Origin of the sequence: Zavarzinia aquatilis, assembly GCF_003173035.1 — a bacterium.
Classification (GTDB): Bacteria; Pseudomonadota; Alphaproteobacteria; order Zavarziniales; family Zavarziniaceae; genus Zavarzinia; species Zavarzinia aquatilis.
In genome coordinates, this window is the sequence record NZ_QGLE01000003.1 from 55,967 (window position 1) to 78,281 (window position 22,315).

Annotated in this window: 22 protein-coding genes; 9 read left to right on the plus strand and 13 right to left on the minus strand. The window is 65.5% G+C overall.

The genetic code is table 11. The features are described from left to right. The first annotated feature begins 590 nt into the window (after window positions 1–590). The 3 genes from DKG74_RS21445 to DKG74_RS21455 are packed head-to-tail and all read left to right on the plus strand — an operon-like array spanning window position 591 to window position 2,379. Window positions 591–1,148 carry a hypothetical protein gene (locus DKG74_RS21445; protein WP_165837563.1) on the plus strand — a complete coding sequence of 186 codons (558 nt, stop codon included), beginning with the start codon at window positions 591–593 and terminating at the stop codon, window positions 1,146–1,148. Continuing rightward, window positions 1,145–1,957, plus strand: coding sequence for a hypothetical protein (locus tag DKG74_RS21450; protein ID WP_133251518.1), 813 nt, complete (start codon window positions 1,145–1,147; stop codon window positions 1,955–1,957). The genes DKG74_RS21445 and DKG74_RS21450 overlap by 4 nt, the downstream gene beginning before the upstream one ends. Before the next feature lie 47 nt (window positions 1,958–2,004). Continuing rightward, a complete protein-coding gene (locus DKG74_RS21455) occupies window positions 2,005–2,379 on the plus strand; it encodes a hypothetical protein (protein WP_133251519.1) in 375 nt (124 codons plus the stop codon). 477 nt (window positions 2,380–2,856) lie between these two features. On the opposite strand, the gene DKG74_RS06550 is transcribed toward DKG74_RS21455, so the two are convergent. The 5 genes from DKG74_RS06550 to DKG74_RS06570 form a co-directional block, all read right to left on the minus strand. Next, the gene (locus DKG74_RS06550; protein WP_109903912.1) at window positions 2,857–3,942 is read right to left on the minus strand and encodes an SMP-30/gluconolactonase/LRE family protein; all 1,086 of its coding nucleotides are present in this window, start codon (window positions 3,940–3,942) and stop codon (window positions 2,857–2,859) included. A gap of 63 nt (window positions 3,943–4,005) precedes the next feature. Continuing rightward, complete coding sequence (locus DKG74_RS06555) at window positions 4,006–5,805, minus strand: ABC transporter transmembrane domain-containing protein (protein ID WP_109903914.1); 1,800 nt, start codon at window positions 5,803–5,805, stop codon at window positions 4,006–4,008. Next, entirely contained in the window at window positions 5,798–6,127 is a 330-nt protein-coding gene (gene cyaY / locus DKG74_RS06560; protein WP_109903916.1) for an iron donor protein CyaY, read from the minus strand. Before cyaY ends, DKG74_RS06555 begins: the two co-directional genes overlap by 8 nt. Window positions 6,128–6,221: 94 nt before the next feature. Continuing rightward, the gene (locus tag DKG74_RS06565; protein ID WP_109903918.1) at window positions 6,222–7,001 is read right to left on the minus strand and encodes a dioxygenase family protein; all 780 of its coding nucleotides are present in this window, start codon (window positions 6,999–7,001) and stop codon (window positions 6,222–6,224) included. Between the two features lie 79 nt (window positions 7,002–7,080). Beyond that, a complete protein-coding gene (locus DKG74_RS06570; protein WP_109903920.1) occupies window positions 7,081–7,497 on the minus strand; it encodes a DoxX family protein in 417 nt (138 codons plus the stop codon). A 103-nt stretch (window positions 7,498–7,600) separates the two neighbouring features. Between DKG74_RS06570 and DKG74_RS06575 the strand changes: the two genes are divergently transcribed. From DKG74_RS06575 to DKG74_RS06585, 3 genes are read left to right on the plus strand one after another with little or no spacing between them, the layout of a single operon-like run. Beyond that, window positions 7,601–8,512 (plus strand): LysR family transcriptional regulator, encoded by a 912-nt coding sequence (locus tag DKG74_RS06575; protein ID WP_109903922.1) that lies wholly within the window; start codon window positions 7,601–7,603, stop codon window positions 8,510–8,512. 11 nt (window positions 8,513–8,523) lie between these two features. Then, window positions 8,524–8,991: a preQ(1) synthase gene (gene queF, locus DKG74_RS06580; RefSeq protein ID WP_109903924.1), complete on the plus strand. Its 468-nt coding sequence runs from the start codon at window positions 8,524–8,526 to the stop codon at window positions 8,989–8,991. A 3-nt stretch (window positions 8,992–8,994) separates the two neighbouring features. Continuing rightward, window positions 8,995–9,714 (plus strand): RluA family pseudouridine synthase, encoded by a 720-nt coding sequence (locus DKG74_RS06585; RefSeq protein ID WP_109903926.1) that lies wholly within the window; start codon window positions 8,995–8,997, stop codon window positions 9,712–9,714. Here DKG74_RS06585 and DKG74_RS06590 read toward each other — a convergent pair. Then, window positions 9,702–10,484: a DUF2066 domain-containing protein gene (locus tag DKG74_RS06590; RefSeq protein ID WP_109903928.1), complete on the minus strand. Its 783-nt coding sequence runs from the start codon at window positions 10,482–10,484 to the stop codon at window positions 9,702–9,704. The genes DKG74_RS06585 and DKG74_RS06590 overlap by 13 nt on opposite strands. A gap of 160 nt (window positions 10,485–10,644) precedes the next feature. Here DKG74_RS06590 and DKG74_RS06595 point away from each other — a divergent pair, with 160 nt between their 5' ends. Beyond that, on the plus strand, window positions 10,645–11,106 hold the full coding sequence (locus DKG74_RS06595; RefSeq protein WP_109903930.1) for an NUDIX hydrolase: 462 nt from the start codon (window positions 10,645–10,647) through the stop codon (window positions 11,104–11,106). Between the two features lie 6 nt (window positions 11,107–11,112). On the opposite strand, the gene DKG74_RS06600 is transcribed toward DKG74_RS06595, so the two are convergent. Together DKG74_RS06600 and DKG74_RS06605 are read right to left on the minus strand one after the other, a co-directional pair. After that, complete coding sequence (locus tag DKG74_RS06600) at window positions 11,113–14,244, minus strand: efflux RND transporter permease subunit (protein WP_109903932.1); 3,132 nt, start codon at window positions 14,242–14,244, stop codon at window positions 11,113–11,115. Continuing rightward, window positions 14,241–15,317: an efflux RND transporter periplasmic adaptor subunit gene (locus DKG74_RS06605; protein WP_109903934.1), complete on the minus strand. Its 1,077-nt coding sequence runs from the start codon at window positions 15,315–15,317 to the stop codon at window positions 14,241–14,243. Before DKG74_RS06605 ends, DKG74_RS06600 begins: the two co-directional genes overlap by 4 nt. Window positions 15,318–15,392: 75 nt before the next feature. Here DKG74_RS06605 and DKG74_RS06610 point away from each other — a divergent pair, with 75 nt between their 5' ends. After that, the gene (locus DKG74_RS06610) at window positions 15,393–16,058 is read left to right on the plus strand and encodes a TetR/AcrR family transcriptional regulator (protein ID WP_109903936.1); all 666 of its coding nucleotides are present in this window, start codon (window positions 15,393–15,395) and stop codon (window positions 16,056–16,058) included. Between the two features lie 60 nt (window positions 16,059–16,118). On the opposite strand, the gene DKG74_RS06615 is transcribed toward DKG74_RS06610, so the two are convergent. From DKG74_RS06615 to DKG74_RS06625, 3 genes are all read right to left on the minus strand, one after another. Then, window positions 16,119–17,411 (minus strand): adenylosuccinate synthase, encoded by a 1,293-nt coding sequence (locus DKG74_RS06615; protein ID WP_109903938.1) that lies wholly within the window; start codon window positions 17,409–17,411, stop codon window positions 16,119–16,121. A 42-nt stretch (window positions 17,412–17,453) separates the two neighbouring features. After that, complete coding sequence (locus tag DKG74_RS06620) at window positions 17,454–18,611, minus strand: ATP phosphoribosyltransferase regulatory subunit (protein WP_109903940.1); 1,158 nt, start codon at window positions 18,609–18,611, stop codon at window positions 17,454–17,456. Window positions 18,612–18,700: 89 nt separating this feature from the next. Continuing rightward, window positions 18,701–19,726, minus strand: coding sequence for a spirocyclase AveC family protein (locus DKG74_RS06625; protein WP_165837565.1), 1,026 nt, complete (start codon window positions 19,724–19,726; stop codon window positions 18,701–18,703). Window positions 19,727–20,152: 426 nt separating this feature from the next. Between DKG74_RS06625 and DKG74_RS06630 the strand changes: the two genes are divergently transcribed. Then, the gene (locus DKG74_RS06630) at window positions 20,153–21,316 is read left to right on the plus strand and encodes a helix-turn-helix transcriptional regulator (protein ID WP_109903944.1); all 1,164 of its coding nucleotides are present in this window, start codon (window positions 20,153–20,155) and stop codon (window positions 21,314–21,316) included. Window positions 21,317–21,332: 16 nt separating this feature from the next. Here DKG74_RS06630 and DKG74_RS06635 read toward each other — a convergent pair whose 3' ends face one another. Beyond that, the gene (locus DKG74_RS06635; protein WP_109903946.1) at window positions 21,333–21,749 is read right to left on the minus strand and encodes a rubrerythrin family protein; all 417 of its coding nucleotides are present in this window, start codon (window positions 21,747–21,749) and stop codon (window positions 21,333–21,335) included. A 106-nt stretch (window positions 21,750–21,855) separates the two neighbouring features. Continuing rightward, on the minus strand, window positions 21,856–22,299 hold the full coding sequence (gene irrA, locus DKG74_RS06640; protein ID WP_109903948.1) for an iron response transcriptional regulator IrrA: 444 nt from the start codon (window positions 22,297–22,299) through the stop codon (window positions 21,856–21,858). Window positions 22,300–22,315 lie beyond the last annotated feature (16 nt).

The following is a 22,315-nucleotide window of genomic DNA, read 5'->3' on the forward strand; positions in this document are numbered from 1 at the left end:
GGGGGCTGGGGGCTTGGGGGTCTTCCTGACATCCGGTCGGGCCATCGTTGAGGACCAACGCTGATGAAAATGCCCCCCCAATAGGGCCGCCGAAGGGCCGAATCTGGGCAAAAGCGTGGCGGGGGGAGGGAGGGGCTAAGGCAAATCGTCGTTCAGGTGAAAGCAGGATCATAGGGTCGGAAGGCATTTTAGTGTTTGGCGGGCAGATATTGAATATAGCGTCCCCAAAATTTCTCAAAATTTCTAGCGTCTCCAAAATTTCCAGATTTATGATAGAGGCTGTATGATAGAAAAAATCCAAAACGGGAGGAAAATAAATTGCCCATCACCCGGCGGGGTGAAGACGCTGTATCATTTTGGATTTATCTTTGTGGGAAGCGATCAATTATTGCGATAAAATCGCTTTTGATGATTTAAGATCAAAGTAATAAATTTGCATTTATATGCACGTTCTCCAGAATTAGTCGGAATTATGTTAAAATTTTCTATATAGTTTCTATAAATATTTATGTATCAATGAGTTACATCGAATGTAAGTGAAATCTGTTTCATACGAGTTGTTCGGAATCGAATCTCAGGAAGGCAATATAATGAAGATATCAACAATTTATATAAAATGCCGCATGATTAAGGCGCTAAGAAAGATTAATGGTAAATGCATTTATGCTATCGCCATTATATTAGTATTTTTTCCTTCAAGATTTTCAAAAGCGCAAGATGATGATATGTGTGATATTGTAAAAAATTTAGTATTTCAATTGCAAACCGATCCGAGTGCGCTGCACGGAGAAGACGCAAAAAGAGATAATGAATTTATTGTTTCGATGCCGAGGGTAGTTCTTCCAAATGCGGAGGAATGTGAAATCAGCACTAGTGATGACCGAGGAGGGTTGTATTACAGTTACGAATGCGCTTGGCCGCAAAATAAAGGGACGGACGAGGCGGATGCAAGGAAATTTGGCTATGAACTTGCGAAATATATTTCAGAATGTTATGAGGTAAAGATTAATAATCAAGAAAAATCAGAGAGGGTGCGGTGGTGGGGTAATATACGTAGTAATGGTCAATCGACGAGATTCGAGGTAATTGTCCCATTGGGATTAAGATACAATAGGATTTCATTAAGATTCGGGGGGATTTCAGAATGAGGGGTGATCGCCGTGATTTTATCTTGTCTGTCTTGGGGGCTTATTGCGGCGGGTGCATCTGTGCTGTGCCGCGGGCGTTCGCGCAGTTCCCGCCAGCTCGCACCGATGGGCCAGATCTTGGTCCTGAGTCCGATTTGAATCAATATTCATCGCGAGCCCGTCGTGCCTATCACGGTTGTGGCTTACGTTCGAATAGCGAGCTCCAAGCAACTTTTGGCGGATCTCAGTTCGGGAGTTCTACGGGGATTCCCGTGCTAGATGCTGGTCTGAATCGGGAACTTGATTACCTCAAGCGATTATTTCAAGTTAATCCGGGGGTTTTTACATACGCGGACAATAATGCTTTCGCGACTCCTGAGAAGATCATGGGGCACGATTATCCAGATGGAACGGTTGTTGTTGGAATCTCACTGATATACGAGTTGTTTAGAAAATTCCAGGGGACCAGCTCAATCAGCATGGGAGATCATGCGCTGGTTGGTGTGCTGGCCCATGAATTTGGCCATATTGTTTTTTTCAAGAAGATGCAAAATTGGCTATCAGGGAAGCGTCCTGAGTTGCATGCTGATTTTCTCGCTGGTTGGTATACCGGGTGCCGTGCCTTAGATATTCCTGGGCAGGTCAATATCCAAGAAATATCTAAGCAGATGTTTGATATCGGGGACACGGACTTCAATAGTCCAAGTCACCATGGAACTCACGAAGAGCGGCTTGGGTTTTATACCTCTGGCTTAAGAATGGTTCTTCAAAATGGTCGGGTTCCCATTGATGCTGCATTTAGTGAAGCGAGTAGGATTTTAGGTTTGTAATTTAAATGAAATTGTAGAAATGTTTGGTTAATGGAGGGGGGGGTAAAATGTTCTTGAACAAATATATGATATTTTTTCTTAGTATAGTTCTTGAAGGTAATGCCGCTCTGGCTTATAATAGAAGTGAATTATTTATAACATGGTCTGGAGAAAACGATATCGGATGTTTTCTTATGAGCCCAAGAGGTCAGCAAACCTATCATGTGCCTAATAAAATGGAATCTACCGATAGAAAAATAGTTCTAATTGGGAATTCTGTGGAGCGCGGGGCATATACCATAAGTTGTGAGGTGATTGCTAAGCGAGATTCGCGCCGCTTAAAATTCAAAGTATTTCTGCAGAATGGGAATGAAATTTTATTTACGTTTGATGGATTTACGGGAAATTCGGTTTCAGATTATTACAAATTTGAAATTCCCTGAATCAAAATTTGATTTTGGAATTTAATTTTATTGGTACTATTTTTATGGATGATTTCGAGATTTTATTGAGCGTGGAATTGGTAAAAATTAATAGTTCTTGATAAAAAATATTCATGCCACCTAATTCTGTTGAATTTAATTTCAATGCTATATTGGCGCATTTGCCGAATTTCTCACCTCCTGTATCAGGCAAGTGTGTACTGAAATGGCAATTGGCTGACGGTGCCGCATTTATGGGCAGGGCTTCAGGCCGCTTTCTGAGGCTTTGCTGACATTACCGAGATCGGCCGCCAATTCAAGCAAGCTGAGCTTGCGACGTGCTACTTTCTTCTCCGTGGTCATGCTCATCTCCGGTTGGGGGGATGTTGCTTGCAACTCCATCAAACCCGTCCAGAGGCGGCATAGCCACACCGGCCCCGCGCGGGGCCGGTGTGGCTCGAACTGTCGGGTCGTTACCCTCTCAGCACGCACAAAAGATCACCGCCCCCGGCAATCCAGCACCTTCTCCTCGAACACCGACCCCACCAGGAACCGCTTCGGCCCCGCGTAAGTCGCGACCGAGGCGCCGGAGATCAGGTGGCCGGGGTCGGTGAGGATGGTCTCGACGTTAAGGCCATCGCCCTGGGGCGTGAGGCGGAGCACTTCCGAGGGGGAGAGTTTGGCGGGGTCGGCGGCGTGGGCGACGAAGTCGAGGAGGTGGGGGTGGCCGGCGACCCAGAGGGAGCCGTCGGGCGCCATGTCGATATTGTCGGCGCCGTTCGGCACCGGGGTCGAGGACAGCAGGGTGAGGCTGCCGCTGTCCCTGTCGCGGGCGTAAGTGCGAACGGCGAAACCCGTCGTCTCGGCGAGATAGAGCCGGCTGCCGTCGGGCGAGAGGCCGAGGCCATTGGCGAAGCGGATGCCATCGGCCACCGGGCGGAAGCCCTTGCCGTCGAAATAGACCACATTGGCGCGCGGCAGCTGGAGGTAATTCTCGGCCATGAGGCCGAGCGTGGTGCGCGAGCCATGGTCGTTGCTGGCATAGAATTGTTCGGGGCCGACGGCGAGCACGTCGTTGGGCGAATTCATCTCGGCGCCGATCACCCCGCCCTTGTGGCTCAGCTTGCCGTCGGCGGCGACGTCGAACAATTCCACCCGGCTGATGCCGATGGCGTTCAGCCCGCCTTCGACATGATTGACGACGAAGAGGGTGCGGGCGCCGCTCGCCGGGTCGGTCCACAGGCTGATGCCATGGGGATGGAACGTCTCGGGCACCGGCGGCGTCACGTCGACCGGCACCGGGTTGGCGGCCGAGAGGTCGAGGAGGGCGATCCGCCCGCGCACCGGATTGCCGGCCATCAGGGCGCGGCGGTCGTCGATGGAGACGAAGGCCTGATGGCGGGACAGGTCGGCGACGATATCCTCCGCCCCGACGACGCCGGTGATCGCCGTGCATTGCACGTCGCCCGTCGCCTCGATGGCGCGGAACTGGCCCGCCTTGTCCATCAGCAGGGCGGCGCCCCCGGCGCAGAGGGCGAAGACGGCGACGCCCGTCACGATCAGGCGCTTGCCCCAGCTGTTCATCTCTCTCTCCTCAGGTATTGTTTCGTTATGTCCCCGGGGTCTTCGCCCCGGGTTGATCTGATCTCAGTCGTGGCGGGCGCGCGCCTCCGCCTCGCCGAACTGGAGGGCGGCCAGTCTCGCATAGAGGCCGCCCCTTGCCACCAGCTCGGCGTGGGTGCCGGTCTCGGCGATGCGCCCCTCGTCGAGGACGATGATGCGGTCGGCGTTGATCACGGTCGCCAGGCGATGGGCGATGACGAGGGTGGTGCGGCCCTGCATCAGGCGGTCGAGGGCGCTTTGCACCTGAACTTCCGATTCCGCGTCGAGGGCGGATGTCGCCTCGTCGAGCAGCAGGATCTTGGGGTCGCGCAGCATGGCCCGGGCGATGGCGATGCGCTGCTTCTGCCCGCCGGACAGGCGCACGCCCCGCTCGCCCAGCTGCGCGGCGAAACCGCCCGGCAATTGCTCGATGAAACCCCGGGCGGAGGCGCCTTCGGCGGCGGCCAGCACCTCGGCGTCGCTCGCCTCCGGCCGGCCGTAACGGATGTTGGCGGCGGCGTCGGTGGCGAATATCGTGGTTTCCTGCGGCACCAGGGCGAAGAGCCGGCGTAGATCAACCGGGTCCAGCTCGCGGATGTCGATGCCGTCGACCGTGATCCGCCCGGCTTCCGGATCGTGGAAGCGGAGGAGGAGCTGGAACACCGTGGTCTTGCCGGCGCCGGACGGGCCGACCAGCGCCACGCTCTCGCCCGGGCGGACGGTGAAGCTGAGGTCTTGCAGCGCCGGCAGATCGGGCCGCGAGGGATAGTGGAAGGTCACCCCCTCGAAGGCGATGGTGCCCGTCGGCTGGGCGGGCAGGGGGCGCGGCTGATCGGGCGCGCGGATGGCGGGCACGATGGCGAGGAGTTCGAGCAGGCGCTCGGTCGCGCCGGCCGCGCGTTGCAGGTCGCCCCAGACTTCCGACAGGGCACCCAGGGCGCCCGCGGCGACGATGGCATAGAACACGAAGGCCGCGAGATCGCCGCCCGACATGGCGCCGGAAGCGACATCGCTCGCCCCGGTCCACAGGATGAGATCGATCGCCCCGAAGACGAGGGTGATGACGAGGGCGGTGAGCCAGGCGCGGGTGCGGATGCGCTGGCGGGCGGTGCCGAAGGCGCTTTCGACCGTGGCGCCATAGCGCGCGGCTTCGCCCGTCTCCTGCCCGAAGGCCTGCACGGTATGGACGGCGGACAGGGTCTCGTTGGCGACGGCGGCGGAATCCGCCAGCTTGTCCTGGCTCGCCCGCGACAGACCGCGCACCCGCCGCCCGAAGATCAGGATGGGCAGCAGGACGAGCGGCACGACGAGCAACAGGAGCAGCGAGAGCTTGACCGAGGTGACGACGAGCAGCGCCGAGCCGCCGAGGAACATGAGCAGGTTGCGGAGGGCGACCGAGGCGGAGGAGCCCACGACAGCCTCGATCACCATCGTGTCGGAATTCAGCCGCGACAGGATCTCGCCGGTCTTGGTCGTCTCGAAGAAGGTGGCGTCCAGCTTGACGACATGGCCATAGAGCGTGCGGCGCAGGTCGGCGATCACCCGCTCGCCCAGCCAGGACACCATGTAGAAACGGCCATAGGTGGCGAAGGCCAGCACGACGACGACGCCGAGCAGGGCGATGAAATAGATGTCGAGATGGCCGCCCGCGGCGTTGGCGCTGCCGAAGCCGTTGTCGATCAGGCGCTTGATCGCCTGACCGATGGTCAGGGTCGCGCTGGCGGCGACGAAGAGCGAGACGAGGGCGACGAGAACGCGAAAGCGATAGGGACGGATGAAGGGCCAGAGCGCGCGCAGTTTGGGGATGGGATTGCCGCGGCGCTTCTCCGCGGGGGCGTCAGACATTCTCGCCCACCTCGATGCCGACGGCGGCGAGATCGGCCACCAGCCGCGCCGTCATCGCCTCGCCGCCCCTTGTCGAGAACCAGCCGTCGCGTTCCCCGTCGAAGGCATAGTGATGGGCGCCCGAGACGGGGGAGGACAGCCAGACCTGACGCAAGGGATTGTGCCGGTTCAGGACGAAGGTGCGGCCGTCCTCGGTCTCGGCCTGGAGCACGCCGTCGATCAGTTCCAGCTCGTCGAAGCCTTCCGATTCCTCGAAGACGTCGAGCCAGAACGCGAGGCAGTGCTCGGCCCGGTTCCTGAAGTCCGTATCGTCCTGCGCCATCCATCAACTCCCCGGCGGAATGGCCGAAAGAGTTACGACGATTGCCCCGGAGAGGGAAGGGGCAGACGGCGCATTTGCGCCGTCCCGGGGGCTCTTATGCAGCCCGCGCACTGCCCCAGGCATCCATGGCGAGGATGCCGTAGGTGTAGGCGCGGTGCCAGGCGACCGCCGCCTCGCCCGCGTCGAGGGCGCCGAGCACGGTGAACAGGGGCAGCAGATGCTCCTCCGTCGGGTGGTTCTGCGGCCCGAAGGGGGCCTTTTCCCGATAGGCGAGCAGGCTGTCGATGTCATGGGCGGCGATCCGCTCCGCCACCCAGTCGGCGAAGGCGGTGACCCAGGGCTTGGGCGGCTGTTCCTGCACCGGACTGCGGAATTCATGGAGATTGTGGGTCAGCGAGCCGGAGCCGAGAATCAGCACGCCCTCGTCCCGCAGCGGCCGCAACGCCTGCCCGACGGCATAGGCGTGGGCCGGCCCCTCCATGGTCTGCACCGAAAGCTGGGTCGCCGGCACGTCGGCCGCCGGATAGGCCAGCTTCAAGGGCACCCAGGCGCCATGGTCGAGGCCGCGCGCCTCGTCGATCATGGTGCCGGGCAGCAGCTGGGCGACCCTTGCGGCGAGGTCGGGGGCGCCGGGGGCGGGATATTGCATCTCGAACAGGGCGCGGGGGAAGCCGCCGAAATCATGGATGGTGCGGGGTTTCAGCACGGCCGAGACCCGGGGGCTGGCCGTTTCCCAATGGGCCGAGACGACAAGGATCGCCTGCGGCTTCGGCATGGTGGCGCCGAGGCCCATCATGAAGCGGTGGGTCGCGCCGTCGTCCAGCGCCAGCATGGGCGAGCCGTGACCGACGAACACAGTGGGCATACGCGACATGATCAATCCTTTCCGGGCGCGGTCATCTTGCGCCCCGCCGCGCCCCCGGCACAAGACCGGGGGGCGGCACGGCCCGCCGTTACAGCGAGGCCAGCTTGCCGGGCAGCTTGCGGCCGAGGGCGAAGGCGCCCGGGCCGATCAGCGCCGAGGCGAGCAGCAGCACGGTCCAGGCCGCCGGGAATTCCCAGCCGCCGCCCGCCGCCGAGAAGCTCCAGCCGTTGCCGGCGTGCTGCAGCGTCGCGCCGATCAGCACCGGGATCAGGCCGACGGCGGCGAGGCGCGGCAGGAAACCGACGATCAGGGCAAGGCCGCCCGCGACTTCCGCGAAGATCACCAGATAGGCGAAGGCGGCGGGATAGCCGATTGATTCGAAATAGCCGGCGGTGCCGGCCGGGGTGAAGGTCAGCACCTTCAGAATGAAGCCGTGGGAAAAGGCGAGAACGCCAAGGGTAACGCGGAGGACGAAGGCGCCGAGATCGGCGGTATTGGTCGACATGATGAAATCTCCGGACGGCGTGAATGCCGTGACCCCTTCAACATGCGTCTTGTTCGCACATTATTGAAATTGATGTTTGTGAGGATATATATTTCCGTTTGTGATGTTCGACCGTCTGGACCTCAATCTTCTCCGCCTGTTCGAGGCCGTGCTTCATTCGGGCAGCGTCAGCCGGGCGGCGACGCAGCTGGGCCTTACGCAATCCGCCGCCTCCAACGGCCTTGCCCGCCTGCGCGAGGTGTTGGGCGATCCGCTGTTCATCCGCCGGCCGGGCGGGGTGGAGCCGACGGCGCGGGCGCGCGATCTGGCGGCGCCGGTGGCGGCGGCGCTCTCGGGCTTGCGCATGGCCATCGACGGCCGGGCCCCCTTCGATCCCACGGGGGCGGAGGCGGAGCTGACGGTCGGCATGTCCGACCATGCCGAACTGGTGCTGGCGCCGGCCCTGATCGCCCGGATCGAGGCGGCGGCGCCGGGGCTTTCCCTCACCTTCCGCCATTGCGACCGCTCTGACGCGGTCGGCCTGATCGACGACGAGGCGCTGCTGCTGGCCATCGGCGTGCTGCCCGATCCCCCCGCGCGCATGACCCGGCAGTTCCTGCGCCGGGAGGGGTTCTGCGTCGTCATGCGGCCGGGCCATCCGGCGGCGGCGGGCGACTGGTCGCTCGATGTCTATCTCGCCGCGCGCCACATGCTGGTTTCCGCCGTCGCCAGCCGCACCGGCGCGGTCGACCGGCTGCTGACCGAAAGGGGTCTGCAGCGCCGCCTCGGCCCCGTGGTCTCCCATCACCTCGCGGCGGGGGCGGTGCTGGCGGACAGCGACCTGTTGCTGACCCTGCCGCAATCGGTCGGCCATGTCCTGATGCGCGCCTTCGGCCTCGTCGAGCGGCCGGTGCCCTTCGAGTTGCCGCAGGTCCGCCTCGCCATGATCTGGCACCGCCGCAACGACGAGGCGCCCCTGCACCGCTGGCTGCGGCGCGAGGTGGCGCAACTGGCCAAGGCGGTCGGCGCAGGCTAGAGTGCGCCGCCATGACGACTTCCCATGAAACCACCACGCTGAACCAGCTCGGCCACCCGACCGCGCAGGCCGAGGGGCCGGACAGCGCCCTCCTCGAGAAAGTGCCGAACCCGCAGGCGGGCGTGCGCTATCTGATCCGCTTCGTCTGCCCGGAATTCACCTCGGTCTGCCCGGTGACCGGCCAGCCGGATTTCGCCCATCTGGTGATCGACTATGTGCCGCGCGATTTCATCGTCGAGAGCAAGTCGCTGAAGCTCTTCCTCGGCTCGTTCCGCAATCACGGCGCCTTCCACGAGGATTGCACGGTGCGCATCGCCCGCCGGCTGGTCGATCTGCTCGATCCCGAATGGCTGCGCATCGGCGGCTACTGGTATCCGCGCGGCGGCATCCCGATCGACGTCTTCTACGCGACCGGCGCCCCGCCCGAGGGCCTGTGGCTGCCCGATCAGGGCGTGCCGCCCTATCGCGGCCGGGGCTAGGCCATGCCCCGTCCTTCCGAACGCAAGGCCCCCGGGGCGGAGGAGATCGAGGCCCGCGTCCTGTTCAAGGACAGCCTGATCCTCGTCATCGACAAGCCGGCCGGCCTGCCCGTGCATCAGGGGCCGGGCGGCGGCCCCAACCTGGAGCAATCCTTCGTCCACCTGCGCTATGGCCTGCCCAAGGCGCCGTCCCTCGCCCATCGGCTCGACCGCGACACCACGGGTTGCCTCGTCCTTGGCCGTCATGCCAAGGCGCTGGCCAAGCTGGGCAAGATTTTCGCCGGGGGCCGGGCGCAGAAGACCTATTGGGCGGTGGTGCGCGGCCGCCCGGCGGAAGACCAGGGCACCATCGACAAGCCGCTGGCCAAGCTGACGCCGAAGCGCGGCTGGCGCATGGTGGTCGATCCAGCCGGCCAGCCGGCGGTGACCGACTATCGCCTGATGGGGACGAGCGCCGACGGCAGCCTGTCCTGGCTGGAGCTTTATCCCCGCACCGGCCGCACCCATCAGATCCGCGTGCACTGCGCCGACATGGGCTGCCCGATCCTGGGCGAGCCGATCTACGGCCGCGCGGAAGACGCCCCCGAGCCGGACGAGCCGCTGCACCTGCTCGCCCGCGCGATCCGGCTGCCGCTCTACCCCAGCCGCGACCCCGTCGAGGTGACGGCGCCGCCGGCCGAACACATGCTGGCAGCCCTGCGCGCCTGCGGCTATTCCGGCTGAGGTCCGCCCGACAGGATCGAGGCCGCGCCGCCAACCCCGGCCCGGAAGGCATCGTCGAAGGAAACGCCGCCGCGCGACCACGGCTTCGCCGCCTGGCCGGGCATCGACCAGGTCACGCGCCAGCCCGGCGCCGTCTCGTCCCAGCTCAGGTCGCCGACCAGCAGGGCCTCGCCCCCCAGCCGGGCGGCGAGGTCGGCCGGCGCCTCCCCCGGCGCGAGGCCGGCGGTTTCAGGCAGGATCAGCGGCACGCCGAAGCGGTTGCCGGCGGCGTCCAACGCCTCGACCTGCGCGCCCGCGGTCACGCCGGTCACGCCCCGGGCGACGACCCAGTCCCGCCCGTCGCGGTGGCTGGTGACGACGACCGCCAGCACCGGGCGATCCGCGCCCCAGGGTTTCAGGCCGAAACCGGCCAGCATGTTGCCGATGGCGTCATCGCGGAAGGTTGGGCGCAGGAAGAAGGGGCGATCCCGCGTGCCCTGTTCGTCACCGACCGGTAACGCCTTCATGCGATCTTCATATTCCAGATCAAGGACGGCCCGTGCCGCCCCAGGTATCAAGGTCTGGAGGCGCGGGTCATCGGCCAGCCCGGGACGGCCCGAGACCCGCACCAGCACTTCGGTCAGGCAGACCCCGAGCCCTCGCGCGCGCTCGGCTTCTCCCTGACCCGTGACCAGCGTTTCGCAAGCGTTCAGATGTTCGACCGGCCGGGCCTCGGCCGCGGACGACGCACAAAGGAGACCGAAGAGGAGAACGGGGAGCCACGGTTTCATGGCACCAAGAATATCAGGCCTGTGGTCCTGTCGGAATCGGCTCGTCTGCCATTCTTTTGTCACGGTATCGGGGTAGGTATATCGCAATCTATTGTGGTATGGTTCCAACGTATTCCGAAGATATGGATGTTTGCCGGTAAAGGTCGATCAGCACAGTGCGATGACGAAAAAAGCCGAGACCCGACAATATGCCGCCCTGCCGATCGATCTTTCCTCGGGCGAGCTGAAGATCGTCCTCGTCACGTCGCGGACCACGGGGCGCTGGATCGTGCCCAAGGGCCGGCCGGAGCCGGGCCTGCCGGGGCATGAGGTCGCCCGCCGCGAAGCCTTCGAGGAAGCGGGGCTGCTCGGCACCGTGTCGCACAAGTCGCTGGGCAGTTTCGTCGGCGTGAAGGGGCAGGGGACCACCGCCGCCCCGGCGCGGGTGCTGGTCTATCCGTTCCGCGTCTCGGCCTATCTCGACGATTTTCCCGAGAAGGGGCAGCGCGACATCCGCACCGTCACTTACCTCGACGCCCTGATGCTGCTGTCGGACGGCGGGCTGGTCTCGCTGCTGCTGCGCAACGAACGCCGGCTGATCGACAGCCTGCCGCCGCTGGCGGTGATCGGCGCCGACCGCTGATCCTCGTCAGGGCAGGGTTTCGACCTCCCGCCCGGGCAGGCGGACCGCTTCCTCCCCGGCTTCACGCCGGGCGCTCAGGCGGTGGCCGAAGCGGCGGGCGAAGAAATCGCGGATATCGTCGACCACGGTAAAGACCACCGGCACATAGACAAGACTGAGCAGGGTCGAGGTGATCAGCCCGCCGATGACGGCAATCGCCATGGGCGCGCGGAATTCCGTGTCCGCGCCGATGCCGATGGCGATGGGCAGCATGCCCGCGCCCATGGCGACCGTGGTCATGACGATGGGCCGGGCGCGCTTGTGCGCCGCCTCGATCAGGGCCTCGTGCCGGCTCATGCCGGCGGCGCGCTGGTGCAGGACATATTCGACCAGCAGGATCGAATTCTTCGCCGCGATGCCCATCAGCATCAGGATGCCGATCAGCGCCGGCATCGACAGCGCCTGCCCGGTCAGGAACAGCAGGCCGAAGGCGCCGCCGATGGACAGGGGCAGGGCGGTCAGGATGGTCGCCGGATGGGTGAAGCCCTTGAACAGCAGGACGAGCACGACATACATCAGGAAGACGCCGGTGCCGAGGGCGACGAGAAAGCCGGTCATCAGCTCCGCCAGATTCTCGACGTCTCCCGTCGGCAGCTCGATCACCCCTTGCGGCAGATTGCGCATCGCGGGCAAGGCATGGACCCGCTCGGCGGCGACACCCAGCGGAATGCCGATCAGCTCCGCCTCGATGGCGGCGCTGCTGCGCCGGTCCAGCCGGTAGATCTGGGCAAGGCCGGCGCCATATTCGATGTCGGCCACGGCGGCCAGCGGGACAGAGCCGCCGTCGGCGGTCGGCACGCGAAGGGCGGCCAGCGTCTCGGCGTCGTGGCGGGCGTCCTCGCGCAGCATCAGGCGGATCGGGATCTGGCGATCCGGCAGATTGAACTTGGGCAAGGCCTGGTCGATGTCGCCCAACGTGGCGACGCGGGCGACGCTGGCCAGCGTCTCGGCCGAGACGCCGAGGGCGGCGGCCTTGTCGGGCTTCGGCACGATGCGAATCTCGGGCCGCGCCAGATTGGCGGTCGAGGCGACATTGGCGAGACCGTCGATGCCGCGCATTTCCCGCTCCACCTGGGCGGCGGTGCGGGCCAGCAGGGCGGCATCGTCACTGACGAGGGCGAGCTGGAACTTGGCGCCCGACGAGCCGTCGGCACCGAAGCGGACGCGGGTGCCCGGCACCTGCCGCAGCAGGGCGCCGACTTCATTCTCGAACTCCTGCTGGCTCAGTTTGCGCTCGCCCCGCGGCACCAGATTGACGACGACGGTCGCCCGCCGCACCTCGCCCAGCAGCGAGCCGCCGCCGCCCGGGCTGCCGGTCACCGTATTGGTGCCGATGGAGACATAGATCGTGCGGACCTCGGGCCGGGCCTTCAGCTGCGCGGTCAATTCCGAGACGGCGGCATCGGTCTCGTCGATGGTGACGCCGGGCGGCAACTCGACCGACATGACCGAACGGCCGCGGTCGCTGACCGGCACGAAATCGTTCGGCAGCAGCGTGGTCAGGCCGAGGGAGCCGATGAAGATCAGCACGCCGGCGACGAGCACGGTGAAACGCCGCCGCAGGCACCAGCCGAGGAAACGCAGATAGCCCGGCATCCAGCCCGGCTCGCGGTGCGGATGCTTGTCCTCGCCGCGCAGCATATAGGCACCCATCAGCGGGGTGAGCATGCGGGCGACGACGAGCGAGAAGGCGACCGAGACGCAGGCGGCGATGGCGAAGGACTGGAAGAACTGGCCGACCACGCCGGGCATGAAGCCGACCGGCATGAAGACGGCGATGATCGTCGCCGTGGTCGCGACGACGGCGAGGCCGATCTCGTCCGCTGCCTCCAGCGCGGCCTGATAGGGTTTCTTGCCCTGGCCGATGTGACGCACGATGTTCTCGATCTCGACGATGGCGTCGTCGACGAGAATGCCCACGGTCAGGGACAGGGCGAGCAGGCTGACGATATTGATCGACTGGTCGATGGCGAGCATCACCGCGAAGGTCGGGATCAGCGACAGCGGCATGGCGATGGACGAAATGAAGGTCGCCCGCCCGTCACGCAGGAACCACCAGACCACGAGGACGGCAAGGGCGGCGCCCAGCGCCAGTGCCTCGATGGAGGCGTAATAACTCTCGAGCACGAAGTCGATGGCCGAGGTCACCTCCTCGAATTCGACGTCGTCGCGGGCGGCGTCCATCTGCTGGATGGCGGCGCGCACGGCCTCGGCGACATGGACTTCGGAGGTGCCCTTGCTGCGCACGACCGAGAATCCGACCACTTCCTCCCCGTCGAAACGGGCCCGGCTGCGCGGTTCGGCGAAACCGTCTTCGACCGTGCCGAGGTCGCCGAGGCGCAACGAGCGGCCGTCTGGCAGGTCGATGCGGGTCGCCGCCAGCGCCTCGATCGAGGTCGCGCTGCCGACGGTGCGGATCGCCTGTTCGCCCGTGCCGATGGCGACGCGGCCGCCGGGCAGATTGCTGTTGGCCCGGCGCAGGGCATAGGAAACGGTCTGGGCCGAAACGCCAAGGGCGGCCATGCGCTGCGGATCGAGGCGGACGCGGATCTCGCGGTCGACGCCGCCCTCGCGCGTCACGTCGGCGACGCCCTTCACCGCCAGCAGCGCCTTGGCGACGTCATTGTCGACGAACCAGCTGCGCTCGCCCGGGGTCATGCCCGGGGCGCGCACGGCATAGGTGAAAAGCATGCCCGAAGCGTTGAGAGGGGCCACCACCGGGTCCTCGGCATCGCCCGGCAGGTCGGCCTTCACGCCCGAGACGGCATTGCGCACGTCATTGGTCACCCGGTCGAAATTGACGCCGAGCTGGAACTGGATCGTCGTCAGCGAGATGCCGTCGCTGACGGTCGAGGTGATGTGCTTGATCGAGCCGACACCGGCCACCGCATTCTCGATGATGCGGGTGACCTGGGTTTCCAGTTCGCTCGGCGCCGCACCCGGCTGCGCTACCGTGACGGTTACGATGGGAATGTCGATGTCGGGCGTGTTGTTGATGCGCAGGGCAATGAAGCCGGCGATCCCGGCGATGCTCAGCACCAGGAAGAGCGCGATGACCGGGACCGGGTTGCGGATCGACCAGGACGAGAGACCGTTCACGAGCGCGCCTCCGCCACGCCGACGGTATCGCCGTCGGACAGGAAGCCGGCGCCGAGCAGGGCGATGCGGTCGCCTTCGGCGATGCCGCCACGGATTTCGACGAGGCCGTCACGGCGCAGGCCGGTCGAAATCGGGGTGAAACGGGCGATGCCGTCGTCGCCGATCAGGAACACGCCTTCGATCCCGCCGCGCCAGACGATGCTGGCCTGCGGCACCATCAGCAGCTGGGCGACGCCAAGGTCGATGCGGGCGGTCGCGAACATGCCCGGGTGCAGGGCAACGTCGGGCCCGAGGGCGAGATAGGCGATGCCGAGCCGGGTGCGCGGATCAAGCGTCGGGCTGAGGCGGCGCAGGGTGGCGGGCAGCGCGTCGGCCCTTCCGTCGACCTCGACCGCCGCGGCAAGGCCGGGGCGCAGGCGGCCGAAGGCGGTCTCCGGCACTTCGGCCTGCAATTCCAGCCGGCCATCGCGGATGAGGCGGAACAGCTCGGTGCCGGCGTTCACCACCTGACCGAGGTTGACACTGCGCAGCGAGACGACACCGGCCACCGGCGCGCGGATCACGGTCTGCGACAGGCGGGCGTCGATTTCGGCGAGGGCGGCCTCGGCGACCGCGACATTGGCGGCGGCGGTGCGCTGGGCCGCCAGTCGCTCGTCCAGGCTCTGCCGGCTGACGGCGCCGCGCGGTTGCAGGTCGCGGGCCCTTGCGAGATTGGCCGAGGCTTCGGCCAGCACGGCGCGCGCCGCTTCGAGATTGGCCGCCTGCTGGGCGCGCTGGGCGGTCAGGACCGTATCGTTCAGGCGCAGCAGCAGGGCACCCGCGGCGACGCTGTCGCCTTCCTCCGCCCCGACCTCGACCACGGCGAGGCCCTGGGCCTCGGCCGCGACGGTGATTTCCTCCCACGCGCGGATGGTGCCGGAGACGACGACCTGCCGGGCGATATCGTGGTTGGCCGCCCGCGCCACGGTGACCGTCACGGCCGGCGGACGCGCCCCCTCCGCCCCGGCGGTCGGCGGGGCCAGGGACAGGCACAGCAGGGCCGCCGGGATCAGCGAAAAACGGAACATGGCCATGGCGGGGCTCGCTATATCGGTTCGATACAGTAGATGTATATTGACTAACTCGTCGGTCAATGGAAAAAAATATCCATGACGACGATCACTGCAGACGACATGGGGCAACTCGCCCCCGGCATCCGCCAGCGCCAGAAGGCGGCCCGGCCCGGCCAGATCATTGAGGCGGCTTTCACCGAATTCGCGGAAAAGGGTTATGCCGGCGCGCGGCTGGAAGACGTCGCCCGGCGCATCGGCGTGACCAAGGGCACGATCTATCACTATTTCCCGGGCAAGGAAGAGCTGTTCAAGGCGATGATCCGCGCCCATCTGCTGCCGCTGATCGAAGGCATGAGGGCGGTTTCCGCCGTCGAGGCCAGCGGCCGGCTGCTGCTGACCATGCTGATCGACCGGGCGTATGACGATCTGGTGGGTAACGCCAAATCGCGGGAATTCGTTCGCCTGATGGTGGGCGAGGCGTCACGGGTGCCGGAGCTGGCCCAGTTCTTCCATCATGAATTGTTCAACCGCGCGGATGCGCTGATCCTCGGCGTGATCGAGCGGGGCGTCGCGGCCGGCGAATTCCATCCGCAGGCGGCGGCGCGGCTCGCCGGCTTTCCCGACGCCATCGTCGCCCCGGCGGTCATGGCCTGCCTGCAGGTCGTGATCAGCTCGACCATCGGCGCGCCCAAACCCGACGTCGCCTCGATGAAGGCGGCGCATCTCGACCTGCTGCTGAACGGATTGCTGGCGAGGGACTGAAGTGGGGCGCCCCATTCTCGTGGGGAGGCCCCGGCCTGCGCCGGGGCGACGAGGTGGGGTTCAGTCCACGAAGGGATCGTGGACCAGGATGGTGTCGTCGCGCTCGGGGCTCGTCGACAGCAGGGCGACCGGGGCTTCGATCAGCTCCTCGACCCGCTTCACATATTTGATCGCCGTCGCCGGCAGGTCGGCCCAGCGGCGCGCGCCCTGGGTCGACTGCGACCAGCCTTCCATCGTCTCATAGACCGGCTCGACCGCGGCCTGATCGCCGGCGGAGGAGGGGAAGTGGCGGATGATCTCGCCGCGCAGGCGATAGCCGACGCAGATCTTCAGTTCTTCAAGACCGTCGAGCACGTCGAGCTTGGTCAGGGCGATGCCGTCGATGCCGCCGACCTTCACCGCCTGACGCACCATGACGGCGTCGAACCAGCCGCAGCGGCGCGGCCGTCCGGTCACCGTGCCGAATTCATGGCCGCGCTCGCCCAGCCGGCGGCCGACGGCGTCGGTCAGCTCGGTCGGGAAGGGGCCGCCGCCGACGCGGGTGGTATAGGCCTTGGTGATGCCGAGGACATAGCCGACCGAACGCGGGCCGACGCCCGAACCCGCCGCCGCCTGACCCGACACCGTGTTGGACGAGGTGACGAAAGGATAGGTGCCATGGTCGATGTCGAGCATCGAGCCTTGCGCGCCTTCATAAAGCACGCGCTTGCCCGCGGTGCGCATCTCGTCCAGCACCAGCCAGGCCGGGCGGGCGAAGGGCAGCAGGCGGGGCGCGATCTCGGCCAGCTTCGCCTCCAGCGCGGCCCGGTCGACCGGCGGGGCGCCGAAGCCGGCGCGCAGCGCGTCGTGATGGGTGATCAGGGCATCGAGCCGGCGCGACAGGGTGGCCGGATCGGCGAGATCGGAGACGCGGACGGCACGGCGGCCCACCTTGTCCTCATAGGCGGGGCCGATGCCGCGGCGGGTGGTGCCGATGCCGCCGGTCTTGCTGCCGTCCTCGCGGAAACCGTCCAGCTCGCCGTGCACGGGCAGGATCAGGCAGGCATTGTCGGCCAGCACCAGATTGTCCGGGCCGATGGCGACGCCCTGACCCTGCAGCCGTTCGATCTCGTTGAACAGCGCCCAGGGGTCGACCACGACGCCATTGCCGATGACGGAAATCTTGCCGCCGCGCACGATGCCCGAGGGCAGCAGCGACAGCTTGTAGGTGACCCCGCCGATAACCAGCGTGTGGCCGGCATTGTGACCGCCCTGGAAGCGCACGACGCAATCGGCGCGTTCCGACAGCCAGTCGACGATCTTGCCCTTGCCCTCGTCGCCCCACTGGGCGCCGATCACTGCAACATTGGCCATGGTCTCTACATCCTTGGACGCAAGGTGTGATGGTTCGCGGGCTCAGGCCGCGACGGGCGCGACGGCGCCCTCGATGAAAATATGGCTGCAGCCGAGGCGACGGGCCTCGGCCATGGCATCGGTCTCGGGCGCGAGGGCCGCGACGGTGCGATGGCCGGCGGCGCGCAAGGCGCGCGCGGCATCGGCGCCGGTGCCAAAGGGCAGATAGACGAAGGCGACCGCGCCCGGCTTCGGCAGGGAGCGCAGCAGCGAATCGACGTAAAGCGTGAAACCCACCGCTTCCTCGGTGCCGCCGTCGGGCCCGACGAGGTCGTAGCGCCCGCCCCGGCCAAGTTCGCCCCGGACCCCGGTGGCGAGCAGGGTGAAGCCGAAACCGGTGTGATATTCATGGGCGCGATATTCGCCCGGGTCGACCGTCACCATGACGCCGGGGGCCGCCTTGCGGATTTCGGCGACGAGGCCGGCCAGTTCGGCGACACCGGCCCGCGCGTCCGGCGGCAGCTCGAGGCCGGCGAGGGCGGCCAGCGCCCGGTCGGCCGGGCCCGCGGCTTCGAGCAGGATGTTGAACAGGCGGAAGGCCTCCGCCGGCAGGCCTTCCAGCTCGCCGGCATCCTTGCCGTCGAGGGCGTCCCGCGCCTGCTGCGCCAGTGCAGGCGGCAGGCCGAGGGCAGCGGCGATGGCGGGCACCAGGGTCGGCAGGGTCAGGTCGACGGTAACCGGGCGGGCATGGCCGCAGGCCGCGAGCGATTCGAGGGCGAGCAGCACGACTTCCGCATCGGCGGCGACGCAGCGGGTGCCGATCAGTTCGACCCCGGCCTGGGTGAACTGGCGCTCCGGCCGCAGCTGGGTGCCCTTCACGCGCAAGACCTGGCCGGCATAGGCGAGCCGCAGGGGGCGCGCCGTGTTGCGCAGGCGGGTGGCGGCGATGCGGGCGACCTGCACGGTCATGTCCGAACGCACGGCCATCAGGCGCTGGCTGGCGGGATCGACGAGGCGGAACATGCCCGTCCCCTGCGCCGCGCCGGGGCCCTGGGTGAGGCTTTCCTCGAATTCGATCAGTGGGGGTTTGACCCGCTGATAGCCGTGGGCAGCAAAAGCCGAGACGAGCTGCGCGACCACGGCCGCTTCATGTTCGGCGGCGGGGGGCAGTTCGTCTTGCAGGCCTTCGGGCAGCAGGGCGCGGGCGGCGTATTCCGTCATGGCGGGCGGAGTTTACTCATGCGCGTCTCGCCGTCCATGGAAAAGGCGAGGAAAAGCTGCGGCGTCTTGGGATGGCTGCCCTGCCGCGATCAGCCGGGTGGCACGAGGCGGCCCGGAATCGGCAGCGACGGGTCGGGACAGGCATAGCCGGTGCCCGGGCCGCAGATACCGTTCATGAAATAGCTGGGGAAGCCGTCCGGCCAGGGATCGGAATAGAGCGAGACAACCATGAACGACAGGTAATAGGCGAGAATGGCCAGATTGGCCGCCCCGGTCATGGCGAGCGCACGCAGCAGATTGGCGGTCGCGGTGCCGATTCGCAGGCGCTCGATCCCGCGCTCGACCAGGGTCCGGTTCCTGTCGTCGCGCCAATGCACCAGGCAGGCGATGGCGACCGTGCCGATGGCCCACAGGAAGGCGCCGTAAACCGGGAACTGCCAGCGCGTGCCGGCGAAGACCGAGGCCGCGCGGATGACCCCGCCATAGGCGAAAATCTCGGCCCGGACCATCGCGACCTCCGCCCCGGTCTGACCGATGGTGATGGCGGCGACGGCGATCAGCGCCAGGAAAGGTCCGGACAGGCGGGGCCACAGGCGCTTCGCCCCCGCCATGACCGCGGCCGCGGTCAGCACCCAGACGGGCACCATGATCGGGTAGAGCGCAGACTGGAAGGCCAGCGGCTGGCCATTGCGGTGGCCGTTGGGGCTGAACCACCAGGGGATTTGCTCCGCCCAGCTGCCGAAATTCAGGTAGTGGGTATTATACATGGCGACCGGGCGCAGCAGGTTCACCGTCGGATCCTGCCACAGGCAGAAACCGCAACCGATGATCAGCAGCTGGATCAGGTTCAACGGGCGGCCGCGCAGCAGCGTCGCCAGCACCCAGCCGATGCCCGCCAGCGCCGACAGGCCAAAGCCGATCCACAGCCCCATCATGACGAGGCGGCTGCCGTCCGGCAGGGGATCGGGACCGGGCGCGATGGGCGCGAACTGGTCGGAGGCGATCCAGGCCGCGAAGAGATAGATCTGGAAACCGGCGAACAGGGCACCGAGGGCCGCCCACCACAGGATCGGGCGGGCGCCATCGTCCCGGACAGCAGCCGTCATCGTCGCCATGGCTCCCCCGCCTTGTTTGCTGCGGTCGCAAAGATGCATCGCAACTGCAAAAACTGTTCCCATTTCCGGCGTGTCCGACCCGAAACGGGAAATTCCATGGATGTTCGCCATGCGAGATACTGTTAGTGTCTTAAATAATTAAAGAGTTCGGGCCCTCCTCCAAATGGAGGTGATCCGACAACAAATGGGAGGGGACGGGCGAAGCCCGAGGCGGTCACCCCTTTGGGGGGGACGGGCAAGCACGATCCGAACCTGTTGTGGGCTTGCGGCTGGGGGGCGGCTGTACCGGCTTCCGGCAGCATCGACGAATGACTTCGACCGGCCGACCGTGTTTTCGCGGCGCGGCGACTTTGACGGGTCGGCTTTCGCCATCGGCAGGCACGCCGGTGACGGTTCTTCCGTGTTGGATGTTCACGAGGCTCGGATATGCTGGAACTTAGCCACCGTGGCCCGTCGCAGGAGCAATTGAGCCTGCTGATCGGCCAGATCTACCAGGGTGCGTTCGAGGATATTGCCTGGAAGCAGTCGCTGGAGCTGCTGCGCGAGCTGCTCGACGCCCGCTTCGTCACCCTGTCCATCGTGGCGAAATCGGCGCTCAAGCAGGAAGCGACGATCAACGCGGGGCCGATCGACTTCGACCAGTTCCTGACCTACGAGAGCGAATACCAGAAGCACCGTCCCAATGTGGAGACCCGCCTGGGGCAGGTCTACACGATCAACGACTGGCTGACCCTGAACCGTTCGGAATACGGCAAGTTCAACGAGCTGCTGGAGATCGGCGGCATCAACCACTACATGGGCGCCTGGGTCTGCAGCCTCGAGAGCATCGACTGTTTCGTGCGGGTCATGCGGGCCCGCGAATCCGATCCTTTCATCAAGGAAGAGGCGCATCTCATTTCCCTGCTGGCGCCGCATTTCGCCCGCTCGCTGGAGCTGCGCTCGCGCCTGACCCAGTCGGAAATGGTCAACCAGATCTATGCCGATGCCATGGACCGGCTCGCCGTCGGCGGCCTTGTCCTCGACGACAATGGCAAGATCATCGTGATGAATTCGATCGCCTCGGATCTTCTCGGCCGGCGCGACGGTCTGACCATGGTCAATGGCTCTGTGCGCGCCACCTCGACCCATGAAGACCGCGCCCTGCAGGCGCTGATCCGCGCCGCCCTGAACGGTGAAGCCGCGGAGAATGGCGAGCGGATGCACGCCCAGGCGCTGTCGATCACGCGGCCGTCGGGCGCCCGCGATCTTGGCCTCGTCGTCAACGGCATCCGTCTCGGCAACAAGATTTCGGACCGCTGGCGCTCCGGCGTCACCATCTTCATTCGCGATCCCGAATCCGCCGTGCGCGCCGATCCGTCGATCCTCAAGCAGCTGTTCGGCTTCACCCAGGCGGAATCGGCCCTCGCCACCCAGCTCGCCAAGGGCGAAAGCCTCGAGGAAGCGGCGGCGGAACTCAGCATCCGCTACAATACGGCGCGTGCCCACCTGCGCTCGATGTTCGCCAAGACCGGCGTCACCCGGCAGGCGGAACTGGTGCGCATTCTCGTCAATGGCGTTGCCCCGCTCGGCTGCCTCGACAAGGCCAGCTGACGGAGCGAAACGCCGGTCAGTCGAGGGTTTCCAGTGCCTTGCGGAAGCGGATGGCGTGGAAGGATTCGGCCTTGGCCAGGGCGTCGAACCATTCGGCGATCTCGGTCAGGCCTTCCTCGCGGGCGACGCGGGCCATTTCCGGATACATGACCTTGGAATCCTGATCCTCGCCTGCGATGGCGGCGGTCAGATTGGCCGCGGTCGGACCGATGGGCAGGCCGGTCGCCGGATCGCCGTCGGCTGCCATGAAGCGCAGGTGGCCATGGGCATGACCGGTCTCGCCTTCCGCTGCCGAGCGGAACACGGCGGCGACGTCGTTATAGCCTTCGACATCGGCCTGACGGGCGAAATAGAGATAGCGTCGATTGGCCTCCGCCTCGGCGGTGAAGGCGGCCTTCAGATTGGCCAGGGTCCTGGTGCCGGCAAGCGACATCGCGTCACTCCTGTTGTTCCGGGAATCCCAGTGGGGGGAACCCGGTGGGGGCGGACCCGAACAGGATAACGCGGGATCATGTCCCGCGTGAGGCAGCTTTACGGCGTCACAGGTCCTGGGGCGCGGTGCCGCGCAGGCGGATCACCACGTCGACCCGCGCCACTTCCATGCCGGGCGGCGTGCCGGGCAGGTTGGCGATGGCGATTTCCGCCCCGGGGATGTCGGCCAGCCGGCCGCTGTCCTCGAAGAAGAAGTGATGATGGTCGTCGGTGTTCGTGTCGAAATAGGCCTTGCCCGTGTCGATCACGACTTCCCGCAGCAGGCCGACACCGGTGAACTGGTGCAGCGTGTTGTAGATCGTCGCCAGCGAGACATCGACGCCGGCGGTCTTCGCCTCGGCGTGGAGGGTTTCGGCCGTGACATGGCGATGCCCGTTCTCGAACAGGATGCGGGTCAGCGCCAGACGCTGGCGGGTGGGGCGCAGCCCCGCCGCCTTCAGCCGTTGCAGGGCATCGCGGAAGGGCCGCTCGGGGCCGGTGGTCCTGCTCATGGGCGTTACTCCCTCG